A 14022-nucleotide genomic window follows, 5' to 3' on the forward strand; every position below is an offset into this window, starting at 1 on the left:
AATAAACAGGAGTGAACCTACGATGACGTTACGTTTTAGTGTGCTTGCTAGTGGAAGTACCGGGAATGCAATTTATGTGGAAACCGCTGAGAAGAGATTACTAATCGATGCTGGACTGAGCGGGAAGAAAATGGATGAACTCTTCAAGGAAATCGGACGAAACCCAAAAGAGCTAGACGGTATTTTAGTTAGCCATGAGCACAGCGATCATATAAAAGGGGTCGGTATTTTTGCAAGAAAGCATAAGTTACCGATCTATGCGAATGAAAAAACGTGGCTGGCGATGGAGAGTAACTTAGGAGCGATCCCAATTGACCAAAAATTCACTTTTGCTACAGAGGAAGTGAAGTCGTTTGGCCATTTGGATGTCGAGTCCTTCGGGGTCTCTCATGATGCAGCTGAGCCAATGTTTTATTGCTTTCATCACGAAGGGAAAAAGCTAGTATTAGCAACGGATATGGGCTATGTTAGTGAGCGGATTAAAGGAACCATTAAGGGTGCGGATATGTATATTTTTGAGTCCAACCATGACTTAAATATGTTGCAGATGGGGCGCTATCCTTGGAATGTAAAAAGACGGATCTTAAGTGATGTCGGTCACGTTTCAAACGAAGATGCTGCTCTTGCACTTTCTGATGTGATTACGGATAACACAAGCCGCATTTATCTAGCTCATTTAAGCTTAGATAATAATATGAAAGACTTAGCCCGCCTTACAGTGGAGCAAGTCTTAAAAGAGCAAGGAATGGCTGTAGGAGAACAATTCGATCTATATGATACAGATCCCCTGAAGCCCACACCACTCGCTACTATTTAAAAGTCCTCCTTTGGGGACTTTTTTATTTGAACTTTTGATTATCTAACACGGTTGTTGGTAATTCTGTAAACAGTATAAAAAATAATCAAAAGTGATGCACTCTAGTAGATTTCTCCTAAATATTAAGTATAATAAATTCAAAATCATCCCTTTAAAGGATGAAACATCTCTAGAGATGTAGAACGTTGATTTTATCTTATTAGAGGATGGTGTGGGGTTATGGGCTATTATGATGATCATTATTCAGAACGTGAAACAAGACAAAAGCGTTCGAGGCGAGGTGGAGCCCTTTCTGCATTTATTGGTGCTGTTATTGGTGGTCTAGTAGTATTGTTTTTCATTCCACTCTTATCAAGCGTTGGGATGCTTCCTTACGATTTAGGATCAAATGACGAAGAGAGCATCATCCAAACCGAGGCACCAGAAGATGTTCAAACCGTTAGTTATTCCGTTAATTCTGATGTCACACAAGCCGTTGATAAAGTGTCAGATGCAGTTGTTGGTGTGATTAATATTCAACAGTCAAACCCTTTACAAGAACAAAATGGTGAGGGTACAGGATCGGGTGTTATTTATAAAGTAGCTGGTGATAAAGCGTTTGTGGTGACGAATCATCATGTCATCGAACGAGCAAATGGGATTGAAATTAGTTTAGCAGATGGCACACGTGTCCCGGCAGAATTGTTAGGATCGGATGTCATAACGGACTTAGCTGTTCTAGAAGTGGATAGCAGTGAAATCGAAACGGTTGCTGAATTTGGAAACTCAGATTCTCTCCGCGTAGGTGAACCTGCGATTGCGATCGGAAATCCTTTAGGGCTCAGATTTTCAAGCTCTGTTACCCAAGGGATCATTAGTGCAACGGAAAGAAGCATTCCAGTTGATTTAACAGGAAATGGTCAAATTGATTGGCATGCTGAAGTTCTCCAAACAGATGCAGCGATTAACCCTGGTAATAGTGGTGGAGCATTATTAAACATAGAGGGTCAAGTGATTGGCATCAATTCAATGAAAATTGCCCAAAGCTCAGTAGAGGGTATTGGATTTGCGATACCAACCAGCGTGGCGCTGCCGATTATTGAAGACTTAGAACGATATGGTGAAGTAAAGCGCCCACAATTAGGAGTAGGAATTCAATCTTTAAATGAAATACCAAGTTATCATTGGCAAGAAACGTTGAATTTACCGAGTGAAGTCAGAGCTGGTGTTATGGTTTCAAGTGTGTCTCCTATGTCAGCTGCAGAACGAGCTGGCCTTGAGCAATATGATGTGATCGTTAAAATTGATGGAGAAGACATTGCAGACGGTCATGATTTAAGAAGATTTCTATATACGGAAAAGCAAGTTGGAGACGAAGTAGAAGTGAGCTATTATCGAAACGGTACGCTCGAAACTGTCACGATTCAGTTAGCCGAACAACAAAGCTTTTAAAATAAATCGATAAGCAGAGTTATCCACATAACTCTGCTTATTTCTGTTTTCAGAGTTGCCCACAGCTAAACAAAGGGTATGCTATAATAAAATGCGTGAAAACGAAAGGACGGTTTTTTATGGAATTTGCATGTGAGGAACATATTGAATTAGCAATGGATATCGTTGTAGATGAATACGAGGCAGCACCAATTATTGAAAAAGTAAGGGAGGAAGAACAATTATCCACAACATGTAGCTATTGTGAAAAGTCTGCTGTTTACTCAATTGCGAAATAGTCAGTTACTAACAGTGTTGATATGTGGATAACTTCTGTGGATAAATAAAAACGAATGAGGGAATACACACAGTGAATATCTCTATTATTTCAGTAGGAAAATTAAAAGAAAAATATTTAAAACAAGGAATCGCGGAGTATACGAAAAGACTGGGTGCTTACGCAAAGATTGATTTAATCGAAGTAGCTGATGAAAAAGCGCCAGAGAATTTAAGTGAGGCCGATATGGAAATTGTAAAGCAAAAAGAAGGAGAACGAATTCTAGCAAAAATCGGACCAGATACGCATGTTATCACACTTGAAATCAAAGGTAAACAACTCACCTCAGAGCATTTAGCGAAGGAGATTGACCAACTTGCTACATACGGAAAAAGCAAAATAGCCTTTGTGGTCGGAGGCTCACTCGGGCTAAGTGATGACGTCATGCAGCGCAGCAACTACGCGTTGTCGTTCTCTAAAATGACGCTGCCCCATCAACTGATGAGACTGGTGTTGTTAGAGCAAGTGTATCGAGCTTTTCGGATTAATCGAGGTGAACCGTACCATAAATAAGGCATTGGTATTGGAAGATGCAGAACAGTGGAAAAGGGTATTTAAAGGATATGATGGCGATGCTAGATTATGCGGTGAAGTTAACGAAGCAACCGACAAGTATCACGAAAGAAAATACCGAGCTATTAAAAGAAAAAGGCTGCTCAGGTTGAGAAATTCTTGACTTATATCAAATTACTTCATATTTTAATTTCGTCAATCGTATGGCAGAGGGTTAGGGATCGAGTTGGAAGAAGAATATCAATAAAGTTAAAGCTGTTTGCCAGGCCGTAAATGGTTGAATGATCAGTTCCCTGTCTTGAAAAACAGAAAAAGCGAATGGGACCTTACTTTAAATGTTTAAATGCCTGTCACTGATCGAAGTGTGTCGAATTAATATCGACAAAATACGAGTAGTGCCAGGCACCTTTTTAAGTGATCGCAACGCAAAAGAGCCCCCTAGTGCTTCCCTTGACAGATAAGCACATAAACAATAAGATGATAGATAGGAAAACCCTATTATTTACAGTATTCAATATTTGGTAGACAATCAAAAAACTGACTAGTTAGTTGAAGTGTAAACCGACAATTTTTAAATAATAATAGTGCTATGAGACTGTTGTTATTCAAAGATTGTCGGTTTTTTTGTATAAAAAAACAATCTATAAATCTAATCATCTTAAAGGAGGAAAACGTAATGAGTAATCTATCGAAAAGTCGCAGTCAGGTTTTTAATGATGTAAACCGAGCACCCAATCGTGCCATGATCCGAGCAATGGGAGTGACAGATGAAGACTTTGAAAAGCCCTTTGTCGGAATCGCTAGTACATGGAGTGAGGTAACTCCGTGTAATATGCATATTGATGAGTTAGCTAGGAAAGCAAAAGAAGGAGCTTTAAAGGGCGGGGGAACTCCTTTTATTTTTAATACGATTACCGTTTCTGATGGGATCTCGATGGGGACGGAAGGGATGCGCTTTTCATTGCCAAGCAGGGAAGTCATCGCTGATTCGATTGAAACCGTCATGGGAGCACAAAGCTACGACGGGGTTGTCGCCATTGGCGGGTGTGATAAGAATATGCCTGGGTGTATGATCGCGATAGGCCGTTTAAACTTACCGGCTGTTTTTGTTTATGGAGGCACCATTCGCCCAGGTAAGGCAGATGGAAAAGATTTAGATATTGTTTCTGCGTTTGAGGCTGTGGGGAAGTATAACAATGGAGATATTGATCGCGAGGAACTTCATAAAATCGAGTGTCATGCTTGTCCAGGGGCCGGATCGTGTGGAGGAATGTACACCGCGAATACGATGGCTTCAGCAATCGAAGCGATGGGAATGAGTCTGCCTGGCAGTTCATCCAACCCGGCAGTAACAGATGAAAAAATGAAGGATTGTCTAGACGCGGGAGAAGCGTTAATGAATTTATTAACTAAGGGAATTACCCCTAAGGACATTATGACAAAAAATGCATTTGAAAATGCGATTACCGTCATCATGGCTCTAGGGGGATCGACCAATGCGGTTCTCCACTTATTAGCGTTGGCCCACACCATCGATGTAGAACTTGATTTAGATGATTTTGAACGAATCCGTCAAAACGTTCCTCATATTGCCGATCTGAAACCAAGCGGCCGTTACGTAATGGAGGATTTATCTAAAGTTGGCGGTGTGCCGGCTGTGATGAAGCTCCTTCTTGAAAAAGGACTTCTGCACGGTGATTGTTTAACTGTAACAGGAAAAACGATCGCGGAAAATCTTGCTGATGTTCCTCATTTGAGCGAGGCGCAGGAGATTATTTCGTTTGATCATCCTAAACGTGAAACAGGACCTCTTGTGATCTTAAAAGGAAATTTAGCTCCAGAAGGCGCCTTGGCCAAGATGTCAGGTTTGAAAATTAAAACAATCACAGGGCCTGCTCGTGTATTCGATTCAGAGAAGTTAGCCACCGATGCGGTTTTAAACAATGAAATTCATCCAGGAGATATCATTGTCATCCGCTATGTTGGACCAAAGGGTGGACCGGGAATGGCGGAGATGTTGTCGATTACTGCGATCGTAGTTGGAAAAGGATTGGGCGAAAAAGTTGGCTTAATCACAGATGGCCGATTCTCTGGGGGAACACATGGATTAGTAGTAGGTCATCTATCTCCTGAGGCACAAGTAGGGGGACCTATTGCCTTAATTAAAGAAGGAGATTTAATTACGATTGATAGTGAAACACAGGAGCTTATGGTGAATGTGTCAGAAGAAGAATTTAAAGAAAGAGCAAAGGACTGGACTGCTCCGGAACAAAATTTAAGAGGAATATTAGCAAAATACGCTAGATCTGTTTCGTCTGCATCAAAAGGAGCTATAACTGATTAAGGAGTGAAGTTTCGGAACGGCTCTGCTGGTTCCTTCGAGTCTACTGCCACGTTTAAGTAGGCTTCACCGTGGCTCCACATTTCTGTGGATTAGGTAAATAGCAAGTGATTAGGGAAAAGTGGATAACCTTATACAGAGGGTTGTCCACTTTTTATGTGGATGCATTTGTACAGGCGCTCTTTTAAGATAACACGGAAGGGGAATCTATCACCAAAGAACTTGTTAATCCGACAGATGCTCTTAATGATTATCGACAAAATCCGAGGGGGGATAGGCACTTTTACTCGGGGTCGTGTTGTATATGGCAAGTGGAATGATTTATTATTCTGTGTTAGGAAATCGTGGGGGCGATCTGTTACATATCAAACCTGAACAGCCGAATGATGGGTTGCTTACTTTGGAAAGATACAACGGCTCCGTCCTGCTTATTCAGACTGGTGAAAATGTAGAAAACGATTTTTTACCAATCTCGGAAGGTGGCTGGAATCTAGATTCAATTCTACCGGGTGTATATTTGGACTCTTTTAATTGTATTTTATCAATGGATTAAAAGGAAAATGTAACTTTTGAGGTTATTGAATTATTTTGTAGTAGACGAATACTGCACAATAACAACTTCTGTATCAGATGACTTTGTGGTTGTGGAATGAGCACACTTGGGGAACCGATCGGTTCAAATTCTGCTAATAAATAAGGGAAGGCTTCATGGTTATAAAGGTCACTTTGCGTAATGAAGCCTATGTCATTAAGGAGAGGGGCAATTAAGTAAACCATTTGCATGATGCCTTTTTCTAAATTGGTTGCTTCTTCCCCTGTACTTTCCCCCTCAACATGGCCTTTTATGAGGTTCTTATTTTTTTACAGACTAATTAGTTTGAAATTATCAGATTATGGTAGATTTTTTGACTAATTAATCATTATAATAGAGATATGATAGAATGATATTAAGATAGGAAAGTTTGTGTGGTTGGGTGGCGCCTTGCTTTTTTGTGACGCTTAAGGAGGAGCGCCTACTCTTTTTACAAAATAGAGGATAAGGGTGATTATCATGAGCAGCATAAGGAGAGAAACAGACGTTATCTTAATTGGTGCGGGAGTTATGAGCGCAACTTTAGGTTCATTACTGAAAGAGTTAGCACCAGAATGGGAAATCAAAGTATTTGAGAAGCTTGCGAGTGCAGGGGAAGAAAGCTCTAATGAATGGAATAATGCAGGAACAGGTCATTCTGCACTATGTGAGCTTAACTATACTTCCGAAAAGCCTGACGGAACGATAGATGTGAGCAAGGCTATAAAAATTAATGAACAGTTCCAGCTTTCTAGACAGTTCTGGGCTTATCTCGTAAATAGCAATCTGATTCGTAATCCACAAGACTTTATTATGCCGATTCCTCATATAAGCCTAGTCCAAGGTGAAAAAAATGTCACTTTTCTAAGAAATCGTTTGGAAGCGCTATCAAACAATCCGCTTTTTCAAGGGATGGAATTCTCAGAGGATCCTGAAACACTGAAGCAATGGACTCCATTGATCATGGAAGGTCGTGCATCAAATGAACCGATTGCGGCAACAAAAATCGATTCTGGAACGGATGTTAACTTCGGTGCTTTAACACGTATGTTATTTGACCACTTAAAAGGTCAGAACGTCGAAATGAACTACAAGCATAGTGTTGAAGATTTTAAACGTTTGAGCGATGGCCGCTGGGAAGTAAAAGTGCATGATATTGAAGGCGGTAACATCGAGTATCATACGGCAAAATTCGTTTTTATTGGCGGCGGGGGTGGAAGTCTGCCTTTACTCCAAAAAACGGGTATACCTGAATCAAAGCATATTGGAGGATTTCCAGTAAGCGGACTATTTATGGTTTGTAACAATCCAGAAGTTGTAGAGCAGCATCATGCAAAAGTATACGGTAAAGCGAAGGTTGGAGCTCCTCCAATGTCTGTTCCACATCTTGATACAAGATATATTGATAACAAAAAGACATTACTGTTTGGACCGTTTGCGGGCTTCTCACCAAAGTTTTTAAAGCATGGATCAAACCTAGATTTAATCGGTTCTGTTAAACCGAATAATGTTCTCACTATGTTGGCTGCAGGCGTTAAAGAGATGGGGTTAACAAAATACTTGATCGAGCAGGTCATGCTCTCAAATGAAAAGCGTATGGAAGAATTACGTGAGTTTATTCCGAATGCGAAAAGCGAGGATTGGGATATAGTAGCTGCGGGCCAACGCGTACAAGTTATTAAAGATACAGAAGCTGGCAAAGGAACTCTTCAATTTGGTACGGAAGTAGTGAGTGACGCAGATGGAACGATAGCTGCATTACTTGGAGCTTCTCCGGGTGCCTCTACGGCCGTACATGTCATGCTCGAGGTATTCCAAAAATGTTTCCCAGAACGTATGAATGAATGGGAACCAAAATTAAAAGAAATGCTCCCTACTTATGGGATGTCACCAGTGGAACACCCAGAGCTGTTCCATCAAGTTCATACTTCAAATTCACAAATTCTCGGCTTGAGTGTAGAAGAACCTGTTTTTGCTTAATCTTAATAGTAAAGCTTCATAAGTGAATAAGACTGTTAAAACAAGCGGAAAAGTTTTTCCGTTTGTTTTTTTATTCATACAATTTTATTAGAGTATAGTAGAACTTACAGCTAGTTTGGTTGTATGAGGGATACATTAAAGGTAGTGTATACCTTTTCCAAACAGCTATTATTTAGGAGTAATTTTTCGGTCGACTGCTTGTGGAGGCTCTTCTAACCAATGATTTTCTATTGTTAAAAATAACCCTTCAGCATAGTACTTTCTAAATTTGAGAGAGACTTTAGTAAGCTTCGCTAGAATATCTGTTCTTAAGCTGGAATTCATCGCTTGTCCAATCATAATGAAACAGAACATGCCAAGACAAGTGTTAACGAAAAAGAGCATAAGTTTCTCGGAAAAGGGCGAGCTTTCAATATCATAGATTTTATAATAACCAGATGCTGAAACTGGAATATTTTCCTTCTCGAGTACTTCTTGAAGGCTATCCAATACATCTTGGAGTTCATTTCGTCCTTTATTAAAATGCTTTTTCATCTCTTTTGAAGTCACAATCTTACTAAACGCAACAAAGATCATTTTAGAGAACTGAGCCCTATGAGTAATTCGGGTTAGATTTGCAATTTCAGCAACATTTAACGGTCGATGTTCACTTAATAATTCACTTAAATATTTTTTACTTTCTACAACCTCTATTTTAGGATCTAAAGATACTTGCGGTGGCTCTATGTATACTCCTTTTGAGATGAGCAAGTTCATAACTTCGTTCTGGATATGAGTTGTAAATTCTAAACTCATCTGAAAATAGCTTCTGACTGCTTGGTTAGTACAGTCAGATAGTGCACTTGAATAAGTCGTCATTGATAAGAGTGTGATATCTTGGCAAAAATATAACATAAACGTATCACCAAATAACTTACCAGCTCCAGGCTTTACATCTTTTTCAGTGAAGCCAATAGGGACAGTAAGCTTTTTTTGTTTAAATATTTTTTTAAGCTCCTTTAGGTTTTTCTTTGAATGGAGCAACATTTTATTAATGATATGTTTTATTTCTTTATCTTCTACAGTGACATAAAAATACTCAAATAATCTTAGTTCCATACTATTTTTAAGGTAAGAGGACCAAATATTAGATACTTCAATGGGAGACAAGTCCTTTGGAAGCTTTTTGCTCTGGAAAACACTCATTTTTTTTCACTCCTTTCTCAGTAGTGTGGCTATAAAGAAGATATTTATTACAAGAACAACACAGAATCGTTAGAGAAATTCAGAAGTTAATCATTAGAATGGAAAAGTCTGAAATTGACCTGTTTAGCGAGAAATATTTGCTAACATAAAAGAATTTTGTGATACGTATTGAATATTTATACACATAAATGATATATTATTAATTATTAAAAAGAGATATTGACTATTTATTGAATGTTATATACAAATCGTTTGAAATAGGAGAGAGAAAAAATGGGAGCTAATACACAGCAAAAATTAGATCAGTCTACATTTACAAAAGAGTATAGCGCTAAACAATATATGAAGTTTTGGTTGCCATCGTTAATTGGGGTTTTGTTATTTTTAGTCCCTATTTCAATAAATGATAAGGTTACAATCGGACTAGGGGTGCTAGCAGATGCCTTGCAGGGAGCTATATCTGAATATATACCACTCTTCATGACAACCGTATTAAGTCTATCTGCGATTGGTAGCTTAATAGCGAAGGGGACTAACTTGCAGTTCATTCACAGGAGTACTTTCTTAAAGGGGTTATTTGATGTTTCGCCACTGTGGTTCACTTTAAGAAGTATCGGTGCAGTCTTTGCCGTATTAACACTAACGGAAGTCGGACCTGAATTTATTTGGTCAGAATATACAGGCGGCGTGGTCTTATATGATCTAATTCCAGTATTAATGGTTTGGTTTTTATTTGCTTGCTTGTTTATGCCGCTCCTACTTCAGTTTGGCTTAATGGACTTTATTGGGACCATGGTGCGTAAAGTGATGCATCCTTTATTCAAATTGCCTGGACGTTCCTCTGTTGATGCATTAGCGTCTTGGATGGGAAGCGGAACGGTTGGAGTATTACTTACAACTCAGCAATATGAATCAGGATACTATACGAAGCGTGAAGCTTCAGTCGTTGCAACAAACTTTTCAATTGCATCGATTGCCTTTAGTCTTGTAATTGCAAAATTCTTGAACATTGATCATATGTTTATCCAATTTTATTTTACAGTAATTGTAACAGGAATTGTTGCTGCAATTATTTGTCCTAGAATCCCTCCTCTTTCTCTAAAAAAAGAGTCTTATTACGAGCCGGTGGGGAAGCAAATTGATGAAGTGGTTCCAGAGGGAGTGTCTAGCTTTCAATGGGGCGTGCATCAGGCGGTTGAAAGAGCGAGTCAAGTGAAAAACTATCGTAGTGTAGTAAAAAGTGGAGTTCAAAATGTCGTTGATATTTGGTTCGCTTTAATTCCACTAGTGATGGCGCTTGGAACAATTGCGCTCGTCATTGCAGAATTTACGCCGATATTTAATTACTTGTCTTATCCGTTTGTTCCATTCCTACAGTTACTGCAAATTCCTGAAGCAGAGGCTGCTGCTCCTGCGATGATCGTTGGTTTTGCGGATATGTTTTTGCCAGCTGTTATTGGTAGTGGGATTGAATCAGAACTGACTCGCTTTGTCATTGGAGTTATGTCTCTAACACAATTAATTTACATGTCGGAAATTGGTATTCTCTTGTTGAAGTCGAAAATTCCACTTTCTTTTGTTCAATTATTTGTGATCTTTTTACAGAGAACCATTATTACGTTGCCGATTGCGGCAGCAATGGCTCATCTTTTATTTTTCTAAAAAAGTAGCGTCCTGTTTTTCAGCTCATCAAAACTTTTTGATAAGATACTACTCTGTTGGAAAGCATTGGTGAGTTGCCGATGCTTTTTATTATGTCTACATGTTATTCTGTTTATAAATAGTAAATTGGCTCATATTTGATAGGAAAAGGAGAGTGGAAGAAGTGAATGTAGAATCTTTTTTATCAAAAAATATAAAAGAAGCGCTTAAAAATGATCCTCCGGGAGAATGGATGCCAACTTTGCCAGAGAAATGCATTCGTCTTAGTTCAGGCTATCCTGACCCATTTTTAGTGCCAACAGAGCAAATAAAAGAGTCAGTGGTCAGTCTGATTGATATGGAGAAGGATCTGCCACTGCATTATCTTGGAAGCCCTAAGATCGACAAATTAAAAGTACATATTCAACAAATGCTCACAGAAAGAGATATGGGAGTGCAGGAAGATGAACTGTTAATCACGTCAGGAGCATCGCAGGCTATTGATTTGATTGCCCGTATTTTAATTGATGAGAATTGTGTAGTTGCTCTAGAGTCGCCAACGTATATGGAAGCATTAGAAATCTTTCAAAATTATACGTCCCACTTTATGAGCATCCCAGTCGATCAGCATGGGCTTCAAACAGAAAAATTAGAAGAAATGCTTAATGATCGAAAAGAGCAGGGACTACCTCTTCCTCGTCTTTTGTATACAATCCCAACCTTTCAAAATCCAACAGGTACGACGATGTCAAAAGAGCGCCGGAAACATGTCATGGAACTAGCTAATCAATACAATTTCCTCATAGTAGAGGACGATGCATACGGGGAGTTATACTTTGATCAACCTTCGATCCCTTTAAAAGCTTTGGATTATGAAGATCGTGTGCTTCATGTTGGTTCGTTATCTAAAGTCGTCGCACCAGGAATGCGAATTGGATGGGTGAGCGCATCAGCTAAACTTATTACTGCAATGAATTGGTTTAAAAAAGATTTAGATCACCCATTTTCACAAGCAACGATGGCTACTTATTTGGATAAAACCGATCTAAGCAAACGACTGAATACTTTACGTACCACGTATGAAGCGAAGTGTGGAGTGCTCCTAACAGCACTGGAACAGCATCTCCCAGATTCGGTTTCCTGGTATGTACCAAAAGGAGGCTATTTTGTCTGGGTCAATGTTGCAGGAGTTGATACGTCAACCTTATTAACACAGGCTCTAAATGAGGGAGTATCATATGTACCTGGAAAGTACTTTTACTTGCAGGAGCAAGAGGCGATTTCACACTTAAGGCTCTCCTTTAGTTATGCCTCTAAAGAAGAAATAGTAGAAGGCGTGAGGAAGCTCGCTAATGTTATAGAAGCACTCTCACAATAATTTGAAGCATAAAAGGCTCGAGCCTTTTATGCTTGCTTACTTTGATAAGGAACAATATAAATGCCATCATCATAGATCCAGTCTGCATATAAGACGTCTTCAACTCTAGTATATCCATGTCCAATAAGTTGTTGAATCAGCCAGTCTTTAGTAAATCCAAGCTCCTTCAGGTTAGCTTCAATCATTTCACCGTCGGTAATAAGAGTTGTACAAAGGTAAGTTGGACTTAGAGGTAGATTTAAATCCTCAAGAGTGACCTTTTGGTATTTATTCTTTTTTAAGATACTGATGGAGCCATTTGTCTCTAAGATTGCATAGGCCACTTCACGGAGAGAAAATGTTTCACTTTGTCGCAATGAGCTAAGCAATTGATTAATGTTCATTCTATTCTGTTTAAGCTGCTCGCGGTCAATCTTACCATTACGAATGATAATAGAAGGTTTTCCTTCTAATAACCCTCTCATCGAGCGATGCTTTAATAAGTACTTCTCCATAATGATCATTAAAAAGCCCCATAATAAGACAACGTAAATGATGTACCAGATGCTAACGTTTGTCTCAAATATCCCATTCCCGAGTAGTTCTGATAACACAATAGCAGAAACAAAATCAAAAGGAGTCAAATGACGGATTGTTGTTTTGCCAAGTAATCTAGTAATCATAAAAAGCAGAAAGAATCCTATGATGATTTTAATCGACATATCAATGAAACCTGGCTCCATCCAAATCCTCTCCCAGTAAGTAAACAAATCTATTTTACTACTAGTTATGGTCAAGGAAGTAGGGTTTTATGCAATGTTTATAGATTTTGGCAGTGAAGCGATGAGACAAAAGTAAATTCTTGATTTGGAAGTTGAATAATTTGTATTCAACTTCCTATTTTCTGTATGCTAAAAGCAGAAAGCAACTTAGGAGGGGTGTATGGATGGACAAGCAGCCACAGCGTTACATTCGTGATCATTGGAAAGTGAAATACAATAAAAATGGTTATCCTCATGTTCAACAGGGATGGGTTTTACCGCCTGATCGTATGAGTGAATATGATCCATTTATTTTGATGGCAGATGATTGGTTCAAACGAGGAACGTTTTCTGATCATCCTCATAGAGGGTTTCAAACAATTACGTATGTGATTGATGGAAGACTTGAGCACACCGATAATAATGGGGGGCACTCGGTTTTACATGCAGGAGATGTTCAGTATATGAATGCTGGAAGTGGTGCGCGCCATGCGGAGGAAGCAGTAGATGATGATCTTATTCATACTCTCCAATTGTGGCTGAACTTACCTAAGGAGCTTAAGCAAACAGAGTCATCCTATCAAAATGTGTACGTAGAAGACGCTCCGAAAGTAGTTATAGAGGGAGGATATCTTCGCGTTTATTCAGGAACAGTAGCGAATACGTCTGGACCTATGAATTCTTTGGTTCCTATCAATATGGTTGAGCTTTATCTAAAAGAAGGCGCTACTTATTCCCTAGAGCTTCCAAGAAACCATAATGGTCATGTCTATATGCTTCAAGGGAAATTGAAATTTGCTGAGAACGTAACTCTTCAAAAAACAGAGGTTGGTTTACTTTCATATGATGAACTTGCGGATGATAAGGAAACGGATAAACTCAACATTACCGCACATGAAAGGTCTCGAGTTTTAATCTATACTGGAAAACCAATTAAGGAACCTGTGGTAGCTAGAGGTCCTTTTGTAATGAACACTGAAGATGAAATAAAAGAAGCATTTAATGATTTTCGGTTAGGGAAATTTGGACCATCGTCTCAAGAATAATCATTCTTTAAGAACTTAGCTCAGGTAGTTAAGTTCTTTTTGTCTTACTTACTTGTAAAGCCA

13 protein-coding genes are annotated in these 14022 nt (G+C 39.0%); 11 read left to right on the forward strand and 2 right to left on the reverse strand.

The window, feature by feature from the left end; all coding sequences use genetic code 11:
• The first annotated feature begins 22 nt into the window (after positions 1-22).
• From AB3N04_RS11620 to mqo, 8 genes are all read left to right on the forward strand, one after another.
• Positions 23-817 (forward strand): MBL fold metallo-hydrolase, encoded by a 795-nt coding sequence (locus AB3N04_RS11620; RefSeq protein ID WP_368502945.1) that lies wholly within the window; start codon positions 23-25, stop codon positions 815-817.
• Between the two features lie 219 nt (positions 818-1036).
• Positions 1037-2248, forward strand: coding sequence for a S1C family serine protease (locus tag AB3N04_RS11625; protein WP_368502946.1), 1212 nt, complete (start codon positions 1037-1039; stop codon positions 2246-2248).
• Between the two features lie 119 nt (positions 2249-2367).
• Complete coding sequence (locus AB3N04_RS11630) at positions 2368-2526, forward strand: CxxH/CxxC protein (RefSeq protein WP_368502947.1); 159 nt, start codon at positions 2368-2370, stop codon at positions 2524-2526.
• A gap of 71 nt (positions 2527-2597) precedes the next feature.
• The gene (gene rlmH, locus AB3N04_RS11635) at positions 2598-3077 is read left to right on the forward strand and encodes a 23S rRNA (pseudouridine(1915)-N(3))-methyltransferase RlmH (RefSeq protein WP_368502948.1); all 480 of its coding nucleotides are present in this window, start codon (positions 2598-2600) and stop codon (positions 3075-3077) included.
• 17 nt (positions 3078-3094) lie between these two features.
• Positions 3095-3229: a hypothetical protein gene (locus AB3N04_RS11640; RefSeq protein WP_368502949.1), complete on the forward strand. Its 135-nt coding sequence runs from the start codon at positions 3095-3097 to the stop codon at positions 3227-3229.
• A 524-nt stretch (positions 3230-3753) separates the two neighbouring features.
• The gene (ilvD, locus tag AB3N04_RS11645) at positions 3754-5421 is read left to right on the forward strand and encodes a dihydroxy-acid dehydratase (protein WP_368502950.1); all 1668 of its coding nucleotides are present in this window, start codon (positions 3754-3756) and stop codon (positions 5419-5421) included.
• Positions 5422-5722: 301 nt separating this feature from the next.
• Positions 5723-5971 (forward strand): hypothetical protein, encoded by a 249-nt coding sequence (locus AB3N04_RS11650; protein ID WP_368502951.1) that lies wholly within the window; start codon positions 5723-5725, stop codon positions 5969-5971.
• A 498-nt stretch (positions 5972-6469) separates the two neighbouring features.
• On the forward strand, positions 6470-7969 hold the full coding sequence (gene mqo, locus AB3N04_RS11655; protein WP_368502952.1) for a malate dehydrogenase (quinone): 1500 nt from the start codon (positions 6470-6472) through the stop codon (positions 7967-7969).
• A 168-nt stretch (positions 7970-8137) separates the two neighbouring features.
• Here the strand turns inward: mqo and AB3N04_RS11660 are convergent, their stop codons facing one another.
• Positions 8138-9154 carry a DUF3231 family protein gene (locus AB3N04_RS11660; protein WP_368502953.1) on the reverse strand — a complete coding sequence of 339 codons (1017 nt, stop codon included), beginning with the start codon at positions 9152-9154 and terminating at the stop codon, positions 8138-8140.
• A gap of 273 nt (positions 9155-9427) precedes the next feature.
• On the opposite strand from AB3N04_RS11660, the gene AB3N04_RS11665 reads away from it, so the two are divergent.
• Positions 9428-10816, forward strand: coding sequence for a YjiH family protein (locus AB3N04_RS11665; RefSeq protein WP_368502954.1), 1389 nt, complete (start codon positions 9428-9430; stop codon positions 10814-10816).
• A 163-nt stretch (positions 10817-10979) separates the two neighbouring features.
• On the forward strand, positions 10980-12173 hold the full coding sequence (locus tag AB3N04_RS11670) for a PLP-dependent aminotransferase family protein (protein ID WP_368502955.1): 1194 nt from the start codon (positions 10980-10982) through the stop codon (positions 12171-12173).
• Positions 12174-12199: 26 nt separating this feature from the next.
• On the opposite strand, the gene AB3N04_RS11675 is transcribed toward AB3N04_RS11670, so the two are convergent.
• The gene (locus AB3N04_RS11675) at positions 12200-12895 is read right to left on the reverse strand and encodes a YetF domain-containing protein (protein WP_368502956.1); all 696 of its coding nucleotides are present in this window, start codon (positions 12893-12895) and stop codon (positions 12200-12202) included.
• Between the two features lie 203 nt (positions 12896-13098).
• Between AB3N04_RS11675 and AB3N04_RS11680 the strand changes: the two genes are divergently transcribed.
• Positions 13099-13959 (forward strand): pirin family protein, encoded by an 861-nt coding sequence (locus AB3N04_RS11680; RefSeq protein WP_368502957.1) that lies wholly within the window; start codon positions 13099-13101, stop codon positions 13957-13959.
• The last annotated feature ends 63 nt before the right edge of the window (positions 13960-14022 follow it).

The organism is Alkalihalophilus sp. As8PL, assembly GCF_040939795.1.
Taxonomy (GTDB): Bacteria; Bacillota; Bacilli; order Bacillales; family Bacillaceae_D; genus Alkalihalophilus; species Alkalihalophilus lindianensis.